Origin of the sequence: Streptomyces sp. NPDC016562 (assembly GCF_043076955.1) — a bacterium.
Lineage (GTDB): Bacteria > Actinomycetota > Actinomycetes > Streptomycetales > Streptomycetaceae > Streptomyces.
This window is the reverse complement of sequence record NZ_JBIBRZ010000002.1, coordinates 1,577,005-1,598,176: the sequence shown is the minus strand read 5'-3', so window position 1 is coordinate 1,598,176 and position 21,172 is coordinate 1,577,005. Positions and strand designations below refer to the sequence as shown.

Here is a 21,172-nt window from a genome sequence, read left to right as displayed (position 1 = left end):
CGCTCGGCCTGCGTACTCGGCCCCTCCATCATCCTCCGGACGGCGCCCCGCGTCCTCGTCAGCCGCCGGACCAGCCGCCGGACCGGCCGCCGGACCGGCCGCCCGACCGACCGCGCTGCCCTGCGGCCCGCGCCCTGCAGCTGCGGGCCACCTCGTCGGCGAAGACCAGGGCCGGCGGTGCGAGGGCCGCCCAGCGGCGGACCGCCCACCCGACCGCGAGGGGCGGCAGGGCGGGGAGGGGAACGAGCCGCAGCGGGCCGTCGCCGGGGACCCGCCAGCCGGGCAGCGCCGGTACGACGGCGTGGCCCAGGCCCAGTTCGGCCAGCAGGAGGGCGGTGTCCCAGTCCGCGGCGCTGGTGTCGGAGCGGACGCGGACGCCCGCCGCGGTGAGGGCGGCGTCGAGGTGGGCGCGGGAGGCGGAGTTCTCCGGCAGCCGGATGTGACGGATGCCCGCGAGGTCGGCGGGGTCGAGGTGGGGCCGGGCGGCGAGGGGGTCGCCGGCGCCGACCGCGAGCACCCAGGGCAGTTCCATGACGGGGCGCTGTTCGATGCCGCGGACCGGCGCGCCGATGGTGATCCAGGCGAGGTCGAGGTCGTCGGCGGCGAGGGCGTCGAAGCAGCTGCGGCTGGAGTTCTCGGTCTGGAACTCCAGGCTGACCTCGGGGTGGAGGCGGCGGAAGGTGACGACGGCCTCGGACATGAAGTGCCGCACGGTGGTCGCGCCGGTCGTCACGCGCACCGACCCGCCCGTCCCCCGTACGAGGTCGGCCACCCGGCGCAGGGCGCCGTCGAGACCCGCGATGCCGTCGGCCGCCGCGGCCTGGACGATGCGTCCGGCTTCGGTGGGCACGACCCCCCGGGCGTGGCGCTCCAGGAGGCTGGCGCCGGTCTCCTTCTCCAGGCGCCGGACGTGCTGGCTGACGGCCGACTGGGTGCGGCCGAGGTCACGGGCCACCGCGCTGAGGCTGCCTGCCCGGCACACGGCCACGAACACGCGAAGATCGTCCAAGGTCATGCACCCCAAGGTATCGCTTGGGTGTGGGGAGGAAACCCGAGGATTGACTTGGGTGTTGAGCGGGATCAAGATCGGTGCAGGGACCGGGCGGCAACTCGTCCCGCCTCGCCCCGGGGTCCGGACGCCGGGGCGAACGCAGGCGGGACGGGTGCCGACCCACCACCACGAGCGGAGGGGGCCCACGGTGCCAGAGCCGGCGTCGGAGTCGGTGTCGGAGCCGGTGTCGGATAGCGCCGTCGCATGGTTGCGGGAGCTCGGCGCGCAGGAGATCGCCCACCCCGGTGGCACCCTCCTCGCCCACCTCGGGCGCGTTCAGGAGCTGCTCGCGTCCTGGGGTGCGCGGCCGGCGCTCCAGCGGGCGGGCCTGTGCCACGCGTTCTACGGCACGGACGGATTCCCCACCGCCCTCCTGCCCCTGGAGCGCCGGGCCGACCTGGCTGGGGTGATCGGGGAGGAGGCCGAGGGGATCGTGTACCTGTACGGGGCGTGCGACCGGGCCGCGTCCTATCCGACGCTCGCCGCTGACCGGGCGGCCTTCCGGGACCGGTTCACCGGCCGCGTCCACTCCCCCGCCCTCGGCTCGCGGCGGGACCTCGCCGAGTTGTCGGCGGCCAACGAACTCGACCTCGCGCGGATCGATCCGGCCTTCCGGCGGGCCTACGGGCCTGGGCTCCTCGCGCTGTTCGGGCGGTTGCGGGGTCTGCTGAGCGAGCCGGCCTGGCGGGAGTGCCAGGCCGTGCTCGGCGGCTGAGAGGGTCAGGGGGTGAAGGTCCAGCGCTGGGCCGCGGTGTTGTCGCAGGCGGCGCGGGTGAGGGGGGTGCCGTTGGCGGTGGCGGAGCCGGCCGGGGTCAGGCACTGTCCGGCGGTGCGCAGGGTGCTCTGAGGACCTGCCTGCCAGATCTGGCCGGGGCTGCCGTCGCACGTGCGGATCGTGACGCGGGCGGGGTCGGCGCCGTCGAGGCAGACGCCCGCGAGGCCGGTGAGGCGGCCGTCGCCCTGCAGGGTCCAGCGCTGGTTGGAACCTCCGTGGCAGGTGTAGAGGGTGGGTTCGGTGCCGGGGGTGGTGGCACTGTGCGGCAGGTCCACGCAGCTCGCGGAGGCGGCGTTGACGAGCATGGCGTTCGCGGGGAGCGGGGCCGGACGGCCGGTGAGGCTGATCTCGGCGGCGCTGGTCCAGGGGCCGCGCCCTCCCGCCTCGGTCAGGGCTTTGAGGCGCAGGTAGCGGCCGGACTTGGTGGTGAGGGCAGCGGTCTTGGGCGTCGCGGTGTCGGCGAAGGTGCCGGTGGCGACGGGTGGGCCCCAGTCGGCGGTGGTGTCGGAGACGTAGACCTCGTAGCCGCCGATCCGGCCGTTGACCCCGCCGTCCTGGCGCGGCAGGTAGCCGAGGCCGTCCACCGCGTACCGGGCGCCGAGGTCGATCTGGATCTCGTGCGGGAGCACGGTGGGCTTCGGGGAGGACCAGGCGGTGTGCCACATCGTGGCCGGGTTCCCGTCGAAGGCGTTGACGGCGGCGCCGTTCTCGGCGCTCGTCTCCTGGCTGTCGGCGAAGGCCAGGGACCAGGCCGCGGGAGAGATCGGGGTGGAGGAGGGCAGGGCCTCGGCCGCGGGCACGCTGGTGCCGGTGGCCGAGACGGTGAACGCGCCGGCCTGCGGACCCGCCTTGACCCAGAGCACTCCGGAGCGGTCCGCCGGGTCGAAGAACCAGCCGGACGCGGCCGCGTCGTAGGCGGCCTTGGAGGTCAGGCGCGTCATGGCGGACCCGCCCACCGTGAGGCTGGTGGGCGCGGAGGCCACGTGGAGGGTGAACTCGTAACCGCGCGAGGCCGGCTTGCCCGTGTAACTGCCGGTGTGGGCGCCCACGTTGACGGTGACCGTGCCCGTACCGGCCGTCGGCGCGGTGACGTCGACCTGCTGGCGGGCGTAGGCGCCGGACTGGTAGGCGCGGGTGAGGCCGTCGTCCTCGTAGAGGTTGAACGAGGAGTTCCCGCGCGGGTGGATGTCGTAGGTGAGGGTGGAGACGGGCTTCTCGCCCGTGTAGTTCATCTGCGGCCACATCGGCACGATGCCGCCGCCCTTGACGAACAGGGGCAGGGTGTCGAGCGGCGCCTGGTAGCCGTTGAGCCGGCCCGGCCCCGCGTACGTCTTCCCCGTCCAGTAGTCCGTCCAGGTCCCGGCGGGGAGGTAGATGTCGTCCCGGACCGAGGTGTCGGAGACGACGGGTGCGACGAGGAAGGAGTCACCGGCCATGAACTGGCCGCTGGTGAGGTTGCCGCGGGCCACCGGGTCGTCGGGGTACTCCAGGACCATGGCGCGGGTGCTGGGCACGCCGCTCTCGTGGGCGACGCGGCTCATCGTGTACAGGTACGGCATCAACCGCATCTTGAGCTGGAGGTACTTGCGGTTGATGGAGAGGTACGGCTCGGTGAACCGCCAGGGCTGCTTGTCCTGGTATCCGGCGGCCGGGTTGGTCGCGCCCCAGCCGGACATCGTCATGAAGGCGGGGGTGAAGGCCTTCCACTGGAGGTCGCGGGTGTAGGTCTTGGGACTGCCGCCGAAGATCCCGTCGATGTCGCCGGAGGCGTAGTTGAGGCCGGAGAGCCCGGCTCCGGCGATGGCGGGGACGTGCCAGCGCATGTCGTCCCAGGTGCCGTAGGTGTCGCCGGTCCAGACGACGGCGTTGCGCTGGGTGCCGGCCCAGCCGTCGACGGTCCACACGTAGCGGCGGGCGTCCGAGTTCTTCTCGATCCCGTCGACGGCCTGCTGGACGCCGTTGAAGGCGTACTTGTAGCCGCTGCCGATCCACGCCACGTCCGTCTTGACCCCGCGGCTGCCGGCCGTGCCCACCTCGTCGGCGATGGAGCCGAGACCGGTGGAGGTCCACAGTCCGGTCTGGAAGCCCTTGGACTTCAGTGCGTCCACGGTCGATTTGAGGGGCGCGGTGTAGCCGCAGCCGTAGCCGTCGTTGGGCAGGAACCAGCCCGAGGGCATGTCGGCGGCGCGGGCGTCGGCCGCGTAGCCGACGACGTCGGGGGTGGTCTGGTGGCGCAGCCGGTTGTGATCACCCTGGTAGTCGGGGTTGGAGGCGTTGAAGCAGTCGGCGTTGCCGAGTTCGAAGCCCCACATCGGCGCCATGAACGGCTTTCCGCTGACGTCGGTGTAGGCGTCGAGCACGGATTTGAGGGAGTCGCCGGTGAAGTACCAGGCGTCGAAGCGCTTCTCGTCGTGGGTGAGGGTGGTCGGGGCGTTGAATCCGTACGAGCCCGGGGCCCAGGTGTTGCGCATGACGCCGTAGCCGTTGGTGGACATGTAGAAGGGCGCGGGGCTGGCGTTGGTGTTCTCGCGCCACTTGTTGTCGACGGCGATCGGGACGGTCTTGCCGCGCAGCGCCCATTCGCCCAGGCGCAGGCCCGTGCCGTAGAACTGCTCCTCCGCACCCCGGGCCAGGTACTGGGTGGTCTGGCTGTTGCTCCAGCTGGTGGGCTGGGTCTCCTGCCAGACGGGGGTGGTGTTGTCGGCGCGGTAGACGGAGAACTGGAGGGGCGATTTGTTGACCCGGATGGAGAGGGAGCCGGTGGTGATCCGGTAGTAGGCACCCGCGTCGAAGTACGTGGTGGCCACCGGGCCGAAGTCCGTGGTGGGGGCGAGGTCGGTGCCGGCCGGGTCGTTGGTGAAGGCCCCGTCGGGCGAGAGCCAGAGACGGAAGATGTCGGCGCGGGCGACGACCACGCGGGCCTTCGCGCCGCTGGAGGCCGTGACGGTGAAGGTGTTCCCGGACTGGGTGAAGCCGGTGACGTTGCCCGCGGTGGCCGTGGGCCCGGCGGGGGCCGCCGCGGCGGGCAGGGCGAGCGGTCCGGCCGCGGCCAGGCCGGCGACGGCGAGGGCCGCGGCGAGCAGGGCGGCCGCCGGGCGGCGGAGCCCCGGCGCGAGGCCGCGTCGGGTGCGCCGGACGGGGCGGGGCGGGCCGGCCGGGTGGGCCGGGCCGGCTAAGGCTCCCTGCCCTCCCTGTGCTCCCTGTGCTCCCTGGCTCCTGCGGATGCTTGGCAGTCTCATGGGGCAGCTCCTCGTGCGGTCCGGTCACGGACACAGCTCTTTGGCATGCTCCTGGCAAGATAGCGCTCAGCCGGGCCTCATTGAAGGATTCTGCTCGAAGTCGGCTGCCACCACGCATCTTTGAACATGAAGGGTGACCGTTTACGCACGAACACCTCAGGACGAGGTGACCTCCAGGACCGGCGCCGCCGGGGAGGACCAGCGGTGCCCGCAGGGGTCGAAGAGCAGGACCACCGGCCGGCCCGGGCACTGGCGCCAGGAGATGCGGACCGGTACGTCGTCGCACACGGGGCAGCAGGGCAGCGGGCCGGGCCGCGGCGGGCACTCGGGGGCGGCCGCGAGCGGCGTGGAGTGCGGATCGCGCATGGGGGGCTCCCTGGTCGTGCGGCTGGACTCACCGCACTGTGCCACGGACCGGCCCCGGTCCGCACGGGCGAATCATCCAGTGTTCTGGCTGGTCACAGGTGCGGTTACCAGGGTCATCCCGGCCCTCTTGGGGGCACTTGGTGATCAACCGCTCCCGCAGCCGACCTCGACGAGACCCGATTCGTAGGCCGCGATCACCGCCTGCGCGCGGTCACGGACGCCCAGCTTGCCGAAGATGCCGGTGATGTGGTTCTTGACCGTGGAGACGCTGATGTCCAGGTCCAGGGCGATCTCCGCGTTGCCCCGGCCGGTGGCCATGAGCCGCCAGATCTCCAGTTCGCGCGGTGTGAGGTCGGCCGGGGTCCGGGCGGTGGCCGGCTGCGGCCGGGCGGGGGTCCGTACGTACGTGGACAGCAGCCGGGTGAGCAGCCGGGGCGCGACCGCGGCTTCGCCGGTGTGGACGATCCGGACCGCGGCGCCCAGTTCCTCCGGGGAGATGTCCTTGGGCAGGAAGCCGTACGCCCCGGCGCGCAGGGCGGCGACCACGTACTCGTCCATGTCGAAGGTGCTGAGGGCCAGGACACGGGTCTCGGGGAGCGTCCGCGCGAGTTTCTCGGTGGCCTTGACCCCGTCGAGGACCGGCATGCGGATGTCCATGACGACCACGTCGGGCCGGAGCCGCTGGGCGAGGGCGACCGCCTGCGCACCGTCCTCGGCCTCCCCCACGACCTCGAACTCCGGGTCGGGGCTCAGGATGAGCGCCAGCCCTCGCCGTACCAGCGGCTGGTCGTCCGCGATCAGTACACGGATCATCGGTGCCGTTCCTCCCTCTCGCCGTCTCCCGGGCCCGCGGCCGGGACGGGGAGGCGGGCCGCCACCCGGAACCCGCCGCCGTCCAGGGCGGCGGCCTCCAGGGTCCCGCCCTGCAGGGCGACGCGCTCGTGCATTCCGATCAGACCGTACCCGGAGCGCTGCGCGGGGCGTGCGGCCGGTACCTGCGCTCCCGCCCCGTCGTCGCGCACCTCCACGTCCACCGCGTCCCGGTGGTAGGTGACGCGCACCTGGGCCCGCGCCCGTCCGGCGTGCTTGCGGGTGTTGGTCAGGGCCTCCTGCACGATCCGGAAGAGCGTCAGGCCCACGCTCGGCGGGAGCGGGCGGACCGGCCCGTCGACGGTGAACTCGGTCTCCGTCCCGGCCAGCCGGGACTCGGTGATGATCCGGTCGAGGTCGCCGGCCCCCGGCTGGGGCGCCGGCGGGGTCTGCTCCGGCTCCTCCCCGGCGCGCAGCACGTCGAGGAGTTGGCGCATCTCGCGCAGGGCCATGCGCCCGGAGCCCTCCAGGGTCATGAGGGCCTCCCGTGCCACCTCCGGGCGGGCCAGGTTGGCCCGCGCTCCGCCGGCCATGAGCTGCATGGTGGTGATGTGGTGGGCGACGATGTCGTGCAGTTCCCGGGCGATCCGGCGGCGTTCCTCGGCCACCGCCCGGTCGGCGAGCAGCCTCCGGTGGACCTCTGCCTCCCGCTGCCTGCGGTTCACCGCCTCGGCCGTGCCGACGACGATGAGGCAGGCGATCGCGTTCCCGGCCAGGCCCCACCAGCCGAACGGCAGGGGCGAGCCGCTCTGGCCGGCCGAGACGAGCGGTACCACGGCGAGCGCCGCGCCCACGGCCACCGCGCGGCGGCGGAAGCGGGCCACCGAGTAGAGGGCCACCGTCACGGCGAGGGTGAAGTGCGGCGACTGCGGCGTGCTCAGGTTCAGCACCACGCCCAGCGCCAGTACGGTGGCCAGCACGGTCACCGGACGGATGCGCCGGGCGAGCAGCGTCATGGCCGCGACCACCAGCACCACGACCGCGGTCACGCTGAGGACGCCGCCCTCGGTCACGGTGCCCAGGGAGAAGCCGACGAGGTCGATGGCGGCGGCCCCGACCGCCACGAGCGCGTCGTTGCGCGTCCACTCCAGCCGGGCCGCGCCCGGGCCCCGGTCCGGGCTCCGGCCGCCGCGGCCGTCCTGGCCGGCCCGGCCGTCCGCGCCCCGGTCCTCGGCTCGGGTGGCGGCCCGGTCCATGGTCATGCCGCTACCTATACCCGTGCCCGTCCCCGTGCCCGGCTCGGCCGCCCGGTCGGGCACTCCTTCGGCCACTCGTCCGGCGCCGTCCCGTGCCGTGCCCACAGCCATCCCGTCGGTCCTCCCCTGTCGGCCGCCTCCCCGCTGGTGCCGGGCTCGCGCGGCCGATCGCTCCGGTGACCCATTCTGGCACCGGCCGCCGCCCCTGCCAGTGGCCCCTGGGCTGGACCTCGACCAGTACTCCGGTCCTGGTCGGGTGCCGCGGCCGGACCCTGGTCCCGCATCCGGCTCCTCCCCTGCCCTGACGTTTTCCCCGCCCGCTCCTGATGGTCTGGAGACCGGTCGGGAACCCCCGGCCGGCACCGCACAGACCGGAGGAACCAGTGATCCGCGCCCTGACCGGATTCTCGACGCGAAGTCCGTGGAAGGTCATCGCCCTGTGGGCGGTCCTCGGCATCGCCCTGGCCATGGTGGGGCAGGCGTTCGTGTTCCGCGCCAGCCAACCCGGCAACGGCGGCTTCCTGCCCTCGAGTTACGACTCGGCCGCCGCGCTGGAGATCGCCGAGGATCGCTTCGGGGTGAAGCCGGACGCCAACGTGCTGACCGTGCTGGTGGCCCGGTCCGACGCGGCGCCGCTCAGCGCCGCCGACGAGCAGCGCATCGACGCGCAGGCCGCCCAGCTCGCCCGGCGCAAGGTCACGATGCCCGAGGAGAAGGACCCGGCCCCCTTCGCGGAGGACCATTCCCAGGTGCCCAAGGTCAGTCCGGCCATGACGGCGCCCGACCGCTCCTTCCGGCTGCTGTCCGTGGAACTGACCGGCAATCCGGCCGATCCCGGGGTGCAGTCCACCTACAAGGCCTTCCGGGACTCCGCGCGGGACCTCTTCGCCCAGGACGGGCTGCGCACCGGCTTCACCGGCGGGATCGCCGACCGCGTGGACACGGCGGACGCCGAGGAGACCAGGTCGGCGATCGTCGGCGGTCTGATGCTCGCGGTCATCGTCCTGCTGCACGTGCTGGTCTTCCGCAGCGTCCTGGCGGCCCTGCTGCCGCTGCTCGCGGTCACCATCATCGGCGGGGCCGCGGCCGGCGCCGTGGTGGGCGCCGCACTGCTGACCGGGACCGGACTGGCTGATTCCACGCCTGGGCTGATCAACGTGGTGCTGATGGGCATCGGCATCGACTACTTCCTCTTCCTCCTCTTCCGCTTCCGCGAGCAGTTGCGCCAGCACCCGCAGCAGTCCGGGCGCGAGGCGGCCGCCGAGGTCGCCGGGCGCGTGGGTACGGCCATCACCTCCGCGGCGCTGACCATCGTCGCCGCGTTCGCCACGCTCGGCGTGGCCTCCTTCGGCCAGTTCCGGGTGCTCGGGCCCGCCATCGCCCTGGCCGTACTGGTGATGCTGCTGGGCAGCCTGACCCTGATGCCGGCCCTGCTGGCGGTCGCCGGACGCAAGATGTTCTGGCCCTCCCGCGGCCTCAAGCGGGAGCCCCGCCCCGGCGCCGCCGCACGGATGGGCGACCGCGTGGCGCGGCGGCCCATGACGCTGGTCCTCGCCTCCGTGGCCCTGCTCGGCGCCCTGACGACCGGGCTCCTGGGGATGCGCATGGACTACGGGCAGAGCGGCGCGGGCGGGGAACGCACCGCCGCCGTCGCCACCGCCGGCGAGATAGCCCGGGCCCTGCCGGCCGGCGTGTCGGACCCGACCACCGTGTTCGTCACCGCCTCGGACGGCGCCGAGCTCACCACCGACCGGCTCGGCGGGCTGTCGCGGGCGCTCGCCGGCGTCGGCGGCGTGGGGCAGGTCGCGGACACCGTGCTCAGCGAGGACCGGCGTGCGGCGCGGATCGACCTGTTCCTGACGGCCGACCCGCAGGGCAAGGAGGCCCGCGACCTGGTCACGGGCCCGGTCAGGTCGGTGGTCGGCGCCCAGACGCCCGCCGGCCTGGAGGCCCACGTGGGCGGCACCCCGGCGCTCTTCGCCGACATCTCGGCCGCCGTGGACAAGGACCTGAAGGTGGTCTTCCCGGTGGCTGCGGCGCTGATCGCGCTGATCCTGCTCGCGCTGCTGCGCAGCCTCCTCGCGCCGGCCGTCCTGCTGGCCGCGGTCGGGCTGGGCTTCGCCGCGACGCTCGGTGCCTCGACCCTCGTCTTCCAGCGGGCGCTGGACCGGCCGGGGGTGGACTTCACGCTGCCGCTGGTGCTGTTCCTGTTCGTGGTCGCGCTGGGCACCGACTACAACATCCTGATGGCCGACCGGATCCGGGAGGAGATGGAGCGGCCCGGTCCGGCCCGCGCCGCGGTGGGCCGCGCCGTGCGGCACACGGCGCCCGCCATCGCCACGGCGGGGCTGGTCCTGGCCGCGTCCTTCGGGAGCCTGGCCGTCACCCCGGCCGCTTCCACGCAGCAGATCGGCTTCGCGACGGCCCTCGGGATCATGCTCTCCGCCTTCGTCCTGTCGATCGTGCTGGTGCCCGCGCTGGCCGCCCTCCTGGGCCGGTCCCTCTGGTGGCCGGTGCGGCCGCGCCGCTCCGCCCACGCGGCCGGTCCCGAGCAGACCCCCGACCGGGTTCTGGTCCACTAGACGGCCTCACGGCGGCGGCCACCGGTTTGCGCTTCCTACGTGACGCGGAAACCGGTGGTCGCCCGGTCGCGGCTTTCGCGGGGGTCGCGGGGGTCACGGTGGAAGGTCAGGCGGTCCCAGGTGGGGAAGGCCAGGTCGGTGACGCTGAGCAGGAGGCCCGAGGCGTCGTGCAGGGTGCGCCGCACCGTCGGGCCGCCGGCCGGGGAGGAGGCCGGGGGGTGGAGCGTACGGGTCATCGTGAGGGTCTCGGCGACCCGCCCGGCCGCCGCGGCCCGGTCGAGCCAGCGGTGCAGGCGGTCCAGGTCCTCGTCGCGGACCGCCTGCGCCGCCCGGGCGCGGTAGTCCGCCAGTTCGGGGCTCCGCGCAACGGCGCCCGGGCTGAAGTACGTCACGGCGTGCTGGAGCGTCTCCCCCGCCGGGCCGCGCTCGCGGTGGTGCAGGACGAGGGTGCGGTCCCCGCCGCCCATGCCGAGCAGTGCGGCGAGCGAGGGCGGCACGCTCACCAGCGTCAGCCAGTCCTGGGAGAGGACGGCCCGGCGGGACACGGGCCCGACGGCCCCCGCCGCGGGAGGCTCGGGCCCTTCGAACACCTCCGGCCCCTCGGGCACCTCGGCGGCGGGCGTGAGAGCGGGCCGGCTGCCCCGGCGGCCCGTCACGACGAGGCCGTCCTCCCGCAGGTGCTGGAGGGCGGCCCTGATGGTCTGCCGGTTGACCTGGTAACGGGCGGCCAGGCTGCGCTCGGAGGGCAGCCGGCCGCCGGGCGTGTGCGCGGCGCGGTCGAGATCGCGGCGCAGCGCTGCGGCGATCCGCTGGTACTTGGGCATGGCGGCCGGGCCGCCGCCCCGCGAAGGGGAGGGCATGGCTTCTCCTCTGACGGGTGGTCAAGGACTGCGCGGTCTGCCCGACCAACGTAGCATTGGTCTATACCTATAAGTGCGCGGGGCGGGACACCCGGCCCAGCTTGGCCGATTTCCGTACCCCGCCGGGCCTACTCCCGCAGCGGGTTCGGGAGGGGCAGGTAGCGGGCGTCCGCGCCGCCCGCCCGCGTCCAGCGCAGCAGCAGGTTGGTCTTGGCCGGCAGGGTGGGAGCGGCGAGCAGCTCCGCGATCTCGGGCAGCCCGCGCGTGGCCTCGTAGCGGAGGAACTCCTCCCGTACGGCCGGCCACAGCAGCCCCGAGACGTCCGGATGCCGGTCGGCCAGCGCCCCCGCCATCTCCGCCAGGTGGTTGACGACCAGGCAGTAGACCAGCCGCTGCCAGGCGTCCTCGCGCGACAGGTCCGGGAGGAGCTTGACCCCCTCCGCGTCCCGGAACACGGCCTGCACCGGCATGCCCGCCGCGTCGACGGCGACCAGGGTGTTCTGGAGGTGGGCCTCCAGCACGATGCCGTGCCGGTCGAACAGTTCCAGTACGGGCGGCACTACGTGGCGCAGGTACGCCCGCCACCAGGCGGCCGGGTCCGCGGCGGCGCCGGGCGGGCTCCCGGCGAACCCCTCGGCGAGCGCGGCGGCCAGCAGCGGGGTGGCCCCCGGGAGGACGTGCGCGTGCAGGCCGTCGCGGACCAGGACGGCGAGCTCCTCGAAGGCGAAGGACGCGGTGCGGTAGCCGCGGTCGGCGAGCCAGGCCGCGTCCGAACCCGTCCGGCGCAGCGCGGCGAATCCGGCTTCGACGACCGCGTCGGTACGGCGCAGCCGCAGCAGGTCGTGCCGCCACAGCCGGCGCACGTCGTTGGTGATCCGGACGTCGAGGCTGAACTTCACGAACAGGTCGGCCGCCGGATCGGGTACGTACAGGGTCCGGACCGAGGCGGTGGGCCAGGCCGCGCGCTGGCTCCGCCCGAGCCGCAGCAGCCGCCCGTCGGCGAAGGCCTCGCGCACGGCGGGCCGCTCGCCCACCAGGTCGAGCTGCCAGGGGTGGGCGGGCAGCAGCCGGTATCCGGCGGGCGCGCGGGGCCCGTCGAGGGCCGCGGCGAGGGAGTCGATCGCCTCGGCGGCGGCCGGGCCGCCCTCCTCGGCCGTCTGGTCCTCGCGCACGGCGAGGAAGAGCAGCGGGAAGCGGGCATGGGCCTCGGGCGCGTACGGCAGCCAGCTCCCGGCCGGGGCCCCGCCGCGGGCCTTGGGGGCGGGGTGGTGCGGATGGCCCATCACGAGGGACTGCTCGGAGAGGAGGTACGGGTCCGGCGGGGGTTCGGCCGAGGCGCGGGCGGACAGCAGCGCGGCGACCGTGTCGCGGCTGTCGGTGATCTCCACCGGCAGCTCGTCGTTGGAGACTCCGGTGAAGCGGCCCAGTTCGTCGACGACGAGTTTGACCAGCTCGGTGTGGCTGAGCGGACGCCAGCCGTCCGCCGTGCGCAGTTCGGGGCTGACGGGCCGGCGCCCGCCGCGCACCCGCAGCAGCCGCCCGCTGCCGAGCAGCCGGTGGACGGCCGCGTCACCCTCCTCGGCGCCGGACTCCGGGGGCTCGGGGGGCTCGGCGGGCTCCGCCGCCTCGCGCAGCAGGCAGTTCAGGAGCGGGGTCGCGGCGTAGGCGTCGGCGGCGGCGTTGAGGTCCACTGATTCCATTCGGTCCGTCCGGTGCGCCGGAGGGTCCGCGAGGCGTAACCCCCAGCCGTGATCTTCAGTATCCGCAATGATTGTTTGATCATCCAGTAAGCGATATCCGATGTCGGAGCCGCAGCATGCACTTTCCCGCCACCCCGGCCGAGGACGCCGTCGCCGCCGAACTGGCCGGCGTACGCCCCCACCTCGGGCCCGCCTACGCCGCCGCGCTCGACGGCGCCCGCGCCGCCGTGCTGACCCGGCTGTGGCGGGCGCTGGCCTTCGAACCGCTGGAATGGATCGTGGGCCGCGAGCGGGGGCCCGGCGGGCTGGTGCTGCGGCTGGCCGGGGGCGCACGGCTGGAGGGCCCGCCGCCGGATCCGTACGCGACCGGGGCGTACGTGACCGAGCTGCTGCTCGACGGCAGGCCCTTCCGGCAGACCGCGCGGCTGGTGCGGGCGCTGGGGGTGGCGCACGGGGAGGCGTTCGCCGCCGAGCTGGACGGCAGTACGGCCTCCCTCGCGCTCTCCCGGGCCGGGCAGCCGCCCGCCGGGGCGGGCTCGGTGCCGCAGACCACCTGGCAGTGGGAGCAACAGGTGGTCGACGGGCATCCGTACCACCCGAACTGCCGCTCCCGGCCCGGTTTCTCGGTGGCCGAGCAGCTGGCGTACGCGCCCGAGCACCGGCCGGTGGTCGACCTCGGGCTGATCGCCGTACGGGACGAGGAGTGCCTGGTCACGGGCGACTGGCCGGCCGAACTGCGCGAGGCCGGGCGGATCCTGGTGCCGGTGCACCCGTGGCAGGCGGAGCACGTCCTGGGGCGCGCGCGGGTGCGGGCCGGTGTCGCGGCCCACCCGCTGATGGCCCTGCGCACGCTGGCGCCCACCGACGGCGGGCCGCACGTCAAGACGGCGCTGAGCGCCCGGCTGACCTCCTCCGTACGGGACATCTCCGGCTACTCCGTCGAGACGGCGGCGGCCGTCTCCGCCTTCGCCCAGGACCTGTCGGAGCGGCTCGACGGGCGGCTGCACATCACCCGCACCCTGGGCGCGGTGAGCGCGCACAGCCCGGACCTGGCGGCCGTGCTGCGCGAGCCGCCGGAGGCCTACGCGAACGCGGCCGCCGGCGAACAGGTGCTCCCCGTGGCGGCCCTGGCCCACTTCGCTCCGGCGCGCTCGGCGACCTGGCGGGCCGACTTCGCCCGCCTCGCGCTCTCGGTGTGCCTGCGGGTGCTGGAGATGGGGGTGGCCCTGGAGGCGCACGGCCAGAACCTCCTCGTGGTCCTCTCCGCCACGGGTGCGCCGCTGCGGCTGGTCTACCGGGACCTGGCCGACATCCGGATCAGTCCGGCCCGGCTCGTGCGCAGCGGGCTGCCGGTGCCGCCGCTGTCCGGCAGGCTGGTCACGGACGACGTGACCCTGTTGCGGCGCAAGCTGTTCGGCTCCCTGGTGACGGGGGCGCTCGGCGCCACGGCGGGCTCCGACGACGCCTTCACGCAGACTCTCGCCGACGCGGCGCCCTCCCTGCCGGCCACCGCCGACACCGAGGCCCTGCTGACGGGGCCGCTGCCCACCAAGGCGCTCACGCTGATGCGGCTGAGCCCCGGCACCCCGGGAGACCAGTGGGCGGAACTGCCCAATCCGTTGGCCGGATCCCGGGCGGTCCGCTGACGCGAGCGGGACGGGAGGATGAGCGGAGGGGTCCGCGCGGGCTACTGTCCAGGGGCATGACAGAGACCTCGTACCTGCACGCCGTGCGCGCGTCCTACGACGCCGTCGCCGTCGACTACGCCCGCCTGGTCGGCCCCGGCCTGGCCGGGAAGCCGCTGGACCGGGCCCTGCTGGCCGCGTTCGCCGAGTACGTGCACGGGGGCGGGGCACGCGGCCGGGCGGTCGCCGACCTGGGCTGCGGTCCGGGTTGGCTGACGGCGCATCTGGACGGCCTCGGTGTACGGGCGTTCGGTGTCGACCTGTCACCGGCGATGGTGGCGGTGGCCCGCCGGACGTATCCGGGGCTGCGGTTCGAGGTGGGCTCGATGGCGGCGCTGGATGTGGCCGACGGGGTCCTGGGCGGGGTGCTCGCCTGGTACTCCACCGTGCACACCCCGCCCTCGGAACTCGGCCCGGTGTTCGCGGAGTACGCGCGGGTCCTGGCGCCGGGCGGCTACGTCCTGATCGCCTTCGAGGCGGGCGACGCGCGGATCCGGCTGGAACACGCGTACGGGCATCCGGTCGAGCTCGACGTGTACGGGACCCCGCCGGACCTGATCGCCGACCTGCTGGCCGCGGCCGGACTGACCGAGGTCTCCCGCCTGCTCCGCGCACCGGACCCGGGCGAGCGTTTCCCGCAGGGCTTCCTGCTGGCCCGCAGAGACTAGGGCCGCCTACGGGCGCGGGGCGGAGACCGGCGCCCCGCCTGCCGTGCGCCTCAGCAGGACGAAACCGTCCCGTTCGGCAGTGGTGCGGTAGCCGCGGAGGCGGGCCGTGTCGAGGGCGATGAGCTCCTGTGCGACCGACAGGGGCCAGCGGTGGGCCGGCGCGACCTTGGTGTCCACCATGATCCACTCGGGGTCGGGGCGACTGTCCCCCCAGCCGTAGACGCTGACGCTGGTGCGGTCGACGAGGTGGGGCCCGAGATTGTTCGACGCCTGGACGGTGGCTCCGTCCGGGATCTCGGCCATCACCCCGCGGGCCACCGCGAGACGGGGATCGCTCTGCCATACCTGCGGCTGGAAGAGCTGCCACAAGGGGAAGTGCGGCAACAGCAACAGGGTGACCGCGGCGGAACCCGCCAAGTAGCGGTACAGGCTGCGGCCGTGCGCGCCCCGCCGGGACAGGGCGTCGACGAACGCCGCGAAGACGATCGGCATGATCGGCAGCGCGTAGTGGTAGGCGGTGCCCCAGTGGGCCGGATAGTCCGAGGCGAGGCGCCACAGCACCGTGGGCAGGGCGATCAGCAGGAGCGGCGAGCGCAGCGCCAGGAACAGGGTGGGCGCCAGCATGAGGAGGAGGGTCGTGACCTTCTCCTGCGGGGTGATGAGACCGAGCGTCCCCTGGTGCAGCAGGTCCAGCAGGCCGCCTCCCGCCCCGCCGTCCGCAGCGCCGTTCGTACCGCCGGGATGGTGGGAGGCGTAGTAGCCGTCGAACCCGCCCGGGTGGAACGAGGCCAGCACCAGCACGGCGAGCGCCGACGCGGCCAGCCCGGTCGCGGCCGTGACCAGGCCCAGCCTGCGGCCGCCCCGCCCGCCGCGCCACGCGATGACGAGGCCGATCACGGCCACCGTGAGGCCGAGGTCCTCCTTCACCAGCACGAGCGGCAGCGCCCAGTAGGCCGCGGCCCGCAGCCGGCCGTTGCCGAGCGCGGTCAGCGAGAAGGCGAGCAGCGGAACGGCGAAGGCCCACTCGTGGAAGTCGTAGGCCACGCCGCTCGCGATGCCCCACGAGAGGCCGTAGGCGACGCCGATGACCACGGCGGCCGCCGGACCCAGTGTCCTGCGGGCCCAGAAGGCCAGCGGCAGCACGCCCGCGGCGATCAGTGCGGCCTGCGCGACGAGCAGCAGCTTCACCGACGGCCACAGCCAGTACAGCGGTGCCAGAACGGCCAGGACGGGAGAGAAGTGGTCGCCCAGGACGGGGAAGTCCGGCCCCTTGACCTCCGAGACGGGCAGGTGCCCCTCCGCGTAGGACCGCACGACCTGGACGAAGATCCCCAGGTCGAAGGAGTGCGAGAGCAGGTGTTCGTGGATCCGCAGGGACACGGCCGTGTAGGCGAGGAACAGCGCTCCCGCCATGGCCCAGATCCACCAGGTGGCCTCCGCGCGGACCCCCGCGGGCGGCTGCTGGGCCGCCCGGTCCTCGGTACCGGACTGTTGCGGCGGGAGCGTGGCGGCGTTGCCGGTGGGTGCGTGCATGAACCCTCAAGATGCCAGCCGCCCCACGTCCTTCGTGCGGGGTCGGTGCCCGCGTACGCGGTTTCCTTCGAATGGCGGACGCCACCTGTCCCCCGCACGGCCCCGGGGGCGCGGGAGCGTGCCCGTCCCCGTCTCACCAGCGCAGCGGCAGCCGGGTGACGCCCCGCATCAGCGTGCCCGACAGCCAGACGCCCGGGTCCGCGTCCGGGTCTTCGGCGAGGTCGGGGAAGCGCTCCAGCAGGCCCCGGATCGCGATGCGGCCCTCCATGCGGGCCAGCGGGGCCCCGAGGCAGTAGTGGATGCCGTGGCCGAAGGCCACGTGGCTCGGGCCGGCGCGGCGGATGTCGAAGACCTCGGGCCGGGGCTCCGCGAACCGTGCCGGATCGCGGTCGGCGGCGGCGAGGGCGACCAGGACGGAGGAGCCGGCCGGGATGCGGACGCCGCCGATCTCCACGTCCGTGCGCGCGAAGCGGTACGTGGCGTGCTGGACGGGGCCGTCGTAGCGGAGCATCTCCTCCACCGCGCCGTCGATCAGCCCGTCGGGGTCGGCGCGCAGCGCGGCGAGCTGGTCGGGGTGGGCGAGCAGGGCCCGTACGCCGTTGCCGATCAGGTTCACGGTGGTCTCGTGGCCCGCGACCAGCAGCAGGAAGGCCATCCCGATGAGCTCGTCCGGGGAGAGCTGATCGCCGTCCTCGGCGGGGGCCCCTCCCGTGCCGTCAGGGCCGTCGGGAAGGGTGCGGATCAGGGCGCTGAGCAGGTCGTCGCCGGGGTCCTTGGCCTTGGCGTCGACGAGTTCGCGCAGGTAGGCGGTCATCTGCTGCACGGCGCGGTCGTCCGCGCCGCCGCCCTCCGCCGGCGCGACGATCTCACCGGACCAGAAGCGGAACCGCTCCCGGTCCAGGTTCGGGACGCCCAGGAGTTCGCAGATGACGGTCATCGGCAGCGGGAAGGCGAGCGACCGGATCAGGTCGGCCCGGCGGTCGGGCCGCGCCGCCATCGCGTCGAGCAGCTCGTCGGTGATCTGCTGGACGCGGGGGCGCAGGGACTCGACCCGGCGGGCGGTGAACTCGCGGGCCACCAGGCGCCGCAGCCGCGTGTGATGGGGCGGGTCGGCTTCGAGCATGTTGGTGGCGGCGGCGTGGTCCGGTGTGTGGCCGAACAGTTCGGAGCCGAGCCAGTTCTTCGACAGGTCGGGGTGGCTCAGGGCCTGGCGGGCCTCGTCGTGGCCGACGACCAGCCACGTCCGCGCGCCGTCGAGCACCACGCGGTGGACGGGGCCCATCTCGCGCAGTGCGGCGTAGAAGGGGTAGGGGTCGGCGTTGAAATCTGCGGTGTGCGCAGCGAGATCCACGAGAGACATGCGGGCAGGGTACGTCCGCCGTCCGCCCGGGCGAACCTCTTATCCGACGAACCGAAGCGTTTCGGCTATGGGCCGTTCGGGCGGCAACCCGGGGTGTGTGGGCCCGCCTTCGGCGCGATCGGGCCGGGCGGTGGCAGGAAGGGGGGATGAGCCTCCCACGCCGCCGGGTCCTGGCCGGCGCCGCGGCCGCCGTGCTGGCCACCGCCGGGGCGGCGCGCCGCGGGCCCGACTACGGCGCGCTCGCCCGCGCCGTCGACGGGCGCGTGGTGCTCCCCGGGGACCGGGACTACCCCGAGGCCCGCCGGCTGTTCCAGCCCCGCTACGACGCCGTCGCGCCGGGCGCGGTGGCCTATCCCGCGCACGCCGGGGACGTGGCCGTCTGCCTGGACTTCGCCCGCCGTTCGGCCGTGACGGTGGTCCCGCGCGGTGGCGGGCACAGCTACTCCGGCTGGTCCACCCGCGCCGCCGGGCTGGTCCTCGACACGGGAGCCATGGCGGCCGTGTCGGTCGACGGGGACGGTGTACGGATCGGCGCGGGGGCCCGGCTCGGTGACGTGAACGCCTCCCTCGCCGCGCGGGGTCTGGCCGTCCCGACCGGGCTGTGCCCCTCCGTCGGCATTGCGGGACTCACCCTCGGCGGTGGCCTGGGGCTGGCGGCGCGCGCGTACGGCACCGCCTCCGACCGGCTCACCGGGGCGCGGGTGGTCACCCCCGACGGGACCGTCCGCGAGGTCGGGGCCGAGCGCGATCCGGAGCTGTACTGGGCGCTGCGCGGCGGTGGCGGCGGCCAGTTCGGCGTGGTCACCGAGCTCCGCTTCCGGACGCATCCGGCCGGCGACGGCGCCTTCGCCGAACTGTGGTGGCCCGGCGCCGACTCGGCGGACGTGCTGCGCGGCTGGCAGCGCTGGCTGGCCCGCCTGCCGGACCCGTTCTGGAGCCAGGTGGAGTTCACGGCCGACGCCGGGCCGGAGGCGGGCGCGGGAAGCGACCCCGCCGCACCGGCGGTGCGGGTGGTGTGTCTCGACGGCCGCCCGGAGCTGGAGCGGCAGTTGACCCGGCTGGCGGACCTGGTCGGCCGGGCACCGCGGGACAGCTGGATCGCCGTGCGGAGCTACGGGGACACCGTGCGGGCCATGGCGGGCTGTCTCGAACTGAGCGCTGCGCAGTGCCGCCTGCCGGGCACCCTGCCCGGCCGCGACCCGCAGGGCGGGCTCACCCGGCACTCGTACGCCGCCCGCTCGGACTTCTGGACGGACGACGGGCTGCCGGACGCGGCGATCGGCGCGGTCCTGGACGCCGTCCGGCGCTACGCGTCCACCGTCCCCCGGGGCGGCTTCGGGGTGGTGCAGTTCGACGGGGTCTGTGGGGGCGCGGTCAACCGGGTCGCGGCCGGCGACACCGCCTTCGTGCACCGCGACAGCGCCTTCCTGGCCCAGTACCTCGCCTACTGGCCCGAGTCCGCGCGGGCCGCCGAAGTGGCCGTGCACGAGGGCTGGCTCGACGGGCTCTGGCAGGACCTGCGTCCGTGGGCGAGCGGCCGCGCGTACCAGAACTACTCCGATCCGAAGCTCACCGGCTGGCGCGAGGCCTACCACGGCACGAACCTCGCCCGGCTGCAAGAGGTCCGGCGTACCTACGATCCGGACCGGCTCTTCCGTTTCCCTCAAGGCCTCTAGAGGAGCTCTCGCATGCGACGTACGTTGACGATGGCCGCGGTGGCGGTCGCCCTGCTGGTGTCCGCAGGGCCGCTGCCCCGAGCGCAGGCCGGGAGCGCCGCCCCGCTGGCCGTCGGCCGCTGGTCCGCGCGCGAGGCGGCGGCCTTCTGGACCGCCGAGCGGATGGCCTCCGCCGTGCCGCTGCCCCCGGACGCACCCCGACCGCCCGCGCCCCTCGAACCGGGGCAGGACCCGGGCCCGGACCCGGCTGCGGCTGCGGGTGTGGCTGTGGATCCGGCTGCGGATCCGGTCCCCGTGGCGACGCCGGCCGGGGTGGAGCTCCCGGTTCCGTCCGCGACCCCCTCGCCGACCCCGTCGGCCTCTGCCGCGAGCCCCTCGCCCACCCCGTCGGCGACCCCCTCCGCCCCCGTGCCGCCCGCTCCGCGTCCCCTCGCGCCTCCCCGTACGCGCCCGGTGCGGATCCCCGCCGCCGACCCCGGCATCGGGCAGGACTTCGACGGCGTCCCGGTCGTCGGCCGGATGTTCGTCGTCAAGGGCGGCGGCGCCTACTTCTGCACCGCGAGCGTGGTCGCCTCCCCCGGCCACAACCTGGTGCTCAGCGCGGCGCACTGCCTGCTCGGCTCGGACACCCGGCAAGTGGCCTTCGTACCGCAGTACACGCGCGCCAACCCGCAGCCGTACGGCATGTTCCCGGTCCTGCGCGATGCGGGCGGGCACTCCAAGATCTGGATCGACCCGCGCTACCGCTCCCGGGGCGCCGACCGGGCCGCCACCCTCGACGTGGCGTTCGCCCAGGTGGGTCCGGGCCGCGACGGGTTCCTGGTGCAGGACGTGGTCGGCGCGAACCGCCTGGTCACCGGCTCCGGTTACGCCCACGCGCGGGTCGCGCTGATCGGCTATCCGGCCTCCGCCGCCCGGCCGCGCCTGTGCGTCAACCGGACGACGAAGTTCACCAGCGTCGACCCCCAGATCCCGGGATCCTTCCTGCGCATCCACTGCACCGGCTACCCCGGCGGCACCAGCGGCGGCCCGTTCCTCGTGCGCTTCGACGCGCGGACCGGCACCGGGGACGTGGTGGGGGTCATCGGCGGCTGGAAGACCGGCGGGGACACCGCCGACACCTCCTACAGCTCCTACTTCGGCCTCTCCATCAGGAAGTTGTACGAGAAGGCGGTTGCCGCGGCGAAGGGGCGGTGAGGGCCCGCGCCCAGCGGGTCCTGCGTGGGTTGCCGACCGTACGGGGGGTGACGGGGAGCCCCTCGCCGGTCAGCCCGTCGGCGGGTGCGAGCCCGAGGCGGCGGCGCAGGTCGGCGAGGGCGGCGTGGACGGGCGCGAGGACGACTTCGGCGCCGGGGCCGGCGGACGCGAGGGCGTGCGCGGTGGTCTCGATCGCCTCGGCGGCGTCCTCGGCCGCGGTCCGGCTCCACCCTCCCGGAGCGCCGGTCCCCCAGGGCGTGACGGTGTCGTAGAGGTGGCAGGCGGCATCGGCCACGGCGTCGGCCCGTTCCCCGACGCCCGGCGCCGCGATGGTCGGCAGTTCCATGCCGGGTCAACGAGCCGATGCCGCCCGGAGGCACGACCGGGAGGTGCTCATGAGGGTGCTCATGAGGG

16 protein-coding genes are annotated in these 21,172 nt (G+C 74.6%); 6 read left to right on the top strand and 10 right to left on the bottom strand.

Translation table 11 applies throughout. The annotated features are described in order from the left end of the window. Window positions 1–58: 58 nt before the first annotated feature. Complete coding sequence (locus ACF059_RS14895) at window positions 59–1,015, bottom strand: LysR family transcriptional regulator (RefSeq protein WP_392056395.1); 957 nt, start codon at window positions 1,013–1,015, stop codon at window positions 59–61. A gap of 220 nt (window positions 1,016–1,235) precedes the next feature. Between ACF059_RS14895 and ACF059_RS14890 the strand changes: the two genes are divergently transcribed. After that, window positions 1,236–1,766: a DUF6817 domain-containing protein gene (locus ACF059_RS14890; RefSeq protein WP_392056392.1), complete on the top strand. Its 531-nt coding sequence runs from the start codon at window positions 1,236–1,238 to the stop codon at window positions 1,764–1,766. Window positions 1,767–1,771: 5 nt separating this feature from the next. Here the strand turns inward: ACF059_RS14890 and ACF059_RS14885 are convergent, their stop codons facing one another. The 4 genes from ACF059_RS14885 to ACF059_RS14870 all read right to left on the bottom strand — a co-directional run bounded on the left by ACF059_RS14885 (window position 1,772) and on the right by ACF059_RS14870 (window position 7,608). Next, window positions 1,772–5,065, bottom strand: coding sequence for a TIM-barrel domain-containing protein (locus tag ACF059_RS14885; protein ID WP_392056389.1), 3,294 nt, complete (start codon window positions 5,063–5,065; stop codon window positions 1,772–1,774). A gap of 156 nt (window positions 5,066–5,221) precedes the next feature. Continuing rightward, entirely contained in the window at window positions 5,222–5,431 is a 210-nt protein-coding gene (locus tag ACF059_RS14880; protein ID WP_392056386.1) for a hypothetical protein, read from the bottom strand. A gap of 144 nt (window positions 5,432–5,575) precedes the next feature. Further along, window positions 5,576–6,244, bottom strand: a complete 669-nt coding sequence (locus tag ACF059_RS14875) for a response regulator (RefSeq protein ID WP_392056383.1) — start codon at window positions 6,242–6,244, stop codon at window positions 5,576–5,578. Further along, the gene (locus ACF059_RS14870) at window positions 6,241–7,608 is read right to left on the bottom strand and encodes a sensor histidine kinase (protein WP_392056380.1); all 1,368 of its coding nucleotides are present in this window, start codon (window positions 7,606–7,608) and stop codon (window positions 6,241–6,243) included. The genes ACF059_RS14875 and ACF059_RS14870 overlap by 4 nt, the downstream gene beginning before the upstream one ends. Before the next feature lie 272 nt (window positions 7,609–7,880). Between ACF059_RS14870 and ACF059_RS14865 the strand changes: the two genes are divergently transcribed. Further along, window positions 7,881–10,079, top strand: a complete 2,199-nt coding sequence (locus tag ACF059_RS14865) for an MMPL family transporter (RefSeq protein WP_392056377.1) — start codon at window positions 7,881–7,883, stop codon at window positions 10,077–10,079. A gap of 35 nt (window positions 10,080–10,114) precedes the next feature. Here ACF059_RS14865 and ACF059_RS14860 read toward each other — a convergent pair whose 3' ends face one another. Together ACF059_RS14860 and ACF059_RS14855 are read right to left on the bottom strand one after the other, a co-directional pair. After that, window positions 10,115–10,939 (bottom strand): GntR family transcriptional regulator, encoded by an 825-nt coding sequence (locus tag ACF059_RS14860; RefSeq protein WP_392056373.1) that lies wholly within the window; start codon window positions 10,937–10,939, stop codon window positions 10,115–10,117. A 128-nt stretch (window positions 10,940–11,067) separates the two neighbouring features. Then, window positions 11,068–12,639 (bottom strand): IucA/IucC family protein, encoded by a 1,572-nt coding sequence (locus ACF059_RS14855; RefSeq protein ID WP_392056371.1) that lies wholly within the window; start codon window positions 12,637–12,639, stop codon window positions 11,068–11,070. Between the two features lie 116 nt (window positions 12,640–12,755). Between ACF059_RS14855 and ACF059_RS14850 the strand changes: the two genes are divergently transcribed. Together ACF059_RS14850 and ACF059_RS14845 are read left to right on the top strand one after the other, a co-directional pair. Continuing rightward, window positions 12,756–14,285, top strand: coding sequence for an IucA/IucC family protein (locus tag ACF059_RS14850; protein ID WP_392056369.1), 1,530 nt, complete (start codon window positions 12,756–12,758; stop codon window positions 14,283–14,285). A 56-nt stretch (window positions 14,286–14,341) separates the two neighbouring features. Next, the gene (locus ACF059_RS14845) at window positions 14,342–14,992 is read left to right on the top strand and encodes a class I SAM-dependent DNA methyltransferase (RefSeq protein WP_392056366.1); all 651 of its coding nucleotides are present in this window, start codon (window positions 14,342–14,344) and stop codon (window positions 14,990–14,992) included. A gap of 6 nt (window positions 14,993–14,998) precedes the next feature. On the opposite strand, the gene ACF059_RS14840 is transcribed toward ACF059_RS14845, so the two are convergent. Both ACF059_RS14840 and ACF059_RS14835 read right to left on the bottom strand, forming a co-directional pair. Continuing rightward, window positions 14,999–16,525 carry a DUF2079 domain-containing protein gene (locus tag ACF059_RS14840; RefSeq protein ID WP_392056363.1) on the bottom strand — a complete coding sequence of 509 codons (1,527 nt, stop codon included), beginning with the start codon at window positions 16,523–16,525 and terminating at the stop codon, window positions 14,999–15,001. Window positions 16,526–16,658: 133 nt separating this feature from the next. Then, a complete protein-coding gene (locus tag ACF059_RS14835; protein ID WP_392056360.1) occupies window positions 16,659–17,885 on the bottom strand; it encodes a cytochrome P450 in 1,227 nt (408 codons plus the stop codon). Window positions 17,886–18,031: 146 nt separating this feature from the next. Here ACF059_RS14835 and ACF059_RS14830 point away from each other — a divergent pair, with 146 nt between their 5' ends. Next, window positions 18,032–19,561, top strand: a complete 1,530-nt coding sequence (locus ACF059_RS14830; RefSeq protein ID WP_392056357.1) for an FAD-binding oxidoreductase — start codon at window positions 18,032–18,034, stop codon at window positions 19,559–19,561. 12 nt (window positions 19,562–19,573) lie between these two features. Next, window positions 19,574–20,758 carry a hypothetical protein gene (locus tag ACF059_RS14825; protein WP_392056355.1) on the top strand — a complete coding sequence of 395 codons (1,185 nt, stop codon included), beginning with the start codon at window positions 19,574–19,576 and terminating at the stop codon, window positions 20,756–20,758. Here ACF059_RS14825 and ACF059_RS14820 read toward each other — a convergent pair. Next, a complete protein-coding gene (locus tag ACF059_RS14820; protein WP_392056352.1) occupies window positions 20,712–21,104 on the bottom strand; it encodes a hypothetical protein in 393 nt (130 codons plus the stop codon). The two genes, ACF059_RS14825 and ACF059_RS14820, sit on opposite strands and share 47 nt — an antisense overlap. Between the last annotated feature and the right edge of the window lie 68 nt (window positions 21,105–21,172).

What these genes read in the sequence shown, in the direction of transcription:
- ACF059_RS14855 (WP_392056371.1), bottom strand. Translation starts at nt 12,639, where the DNA reads ATGGAATCAGTGGACCTCAACGCCGCCGCCGACGCCTACGCCGCGACC.
- ACF059_RS14880 (WP_392056386.1), bottom strand. Translation starts at nt 5,431, where the DNA reads ATGCGCGATCCGCACTCCACGCCGCTCGCGGCCGCCCCCGAGTGCCCG.
- ACF059_RS14885 (WP_392056389.1), bottom strand. Translation starts at nt 5,065, where the DNA reads ATGAGACTGCCAAGCATCCGCAGGAGCCAGGGAGCACAGGGAGCACAG.
- ACF059_RS14875 (WP_392056383.1), bottom strand. Translation starts at nt 6,244, where the DNA reads ATGATCCGTGTACTGATCGCGGACGACCAGCCGCTGGTACGGCGAGGG.
- ACF059_RS14845 (WP_392056366.1), top strand. Translation starts at nt 14,342, where the DNA reads ATGACAGAGACCTCGTACCTGCACGCCGTGCGCGCGTCCTACGACGCC.
- ACF059_RS14870 (WP_392056380.1), bottom strand. Translation starts at nt 7,608, where the DNA reads ATGGCTGTGGGCACGGCACGGGACGGCGCCGGACGAGTGGCCGAAGGA.
- ACF059_RS14820 (WP_392056352.1), bottom strand. Translation starts at nt 21,104, where the DNA reads ATGGAACTGCCGACCATCGCGGCGCCGGGCGTCGGGGAACGGGCCGAC.
- ACF059_RS14895 (WP_392056395.1), bottom strand. Translation starts at nt 1,015, where the DNA reads ATGACCTTGGACGATCTTCGCGTGTTCGTGGCCGTGTGCCGGGCAGGC.
- ACF059_RS14860 (WP_392056373.1), bottom strand. Translation starts at nt 10,939, where the DNA reads ATGCCCTCCCCTTCGCGGGGCGGCGGCCCGGCCGCCATGCCCAAGTAC.
- ACF059_RS14830 (WP_392056357.1), top strand. Translation starts at nt 18,032, where the DNA reads ATGAGCCTCCCACGCCGCCGGGTCCTGGCCGGCGCCGCGGCCGCCGTG.
- ACF059_RS14825 (WP_392056355.1), top strand. Translation starts at nt 19,574, where the DNA reads ATGCGACGTACGTTGACGATGGCCGCGGTGGCGGTCGCCCTGCTGGTG.
- ACF059_RS14850 (WP_392056369.1), top strand. Translation starts at nt 12,756, where the DNA reads ATGCACTTTCCCGCCACCCCGGCCGAGGACGCCGTCGCCGCCGAACTG.
- ACF059_RS14840 (WP_392056363.1), bottom strand. Translation starts at nt 16,525, where the DNA reads ATGCACGCACCCACCGGCAACGCCGCCACGCTCCCGCCGCAACAGTCC.
- ACF059_RS14835 (WP_392056360.1), bottom strand. Translation starts at nt 17,885, where the DNA reads ATGTCTCTCGTGGATCTCGCTGCGCACACCGCAGATTTCAACGCCGAC.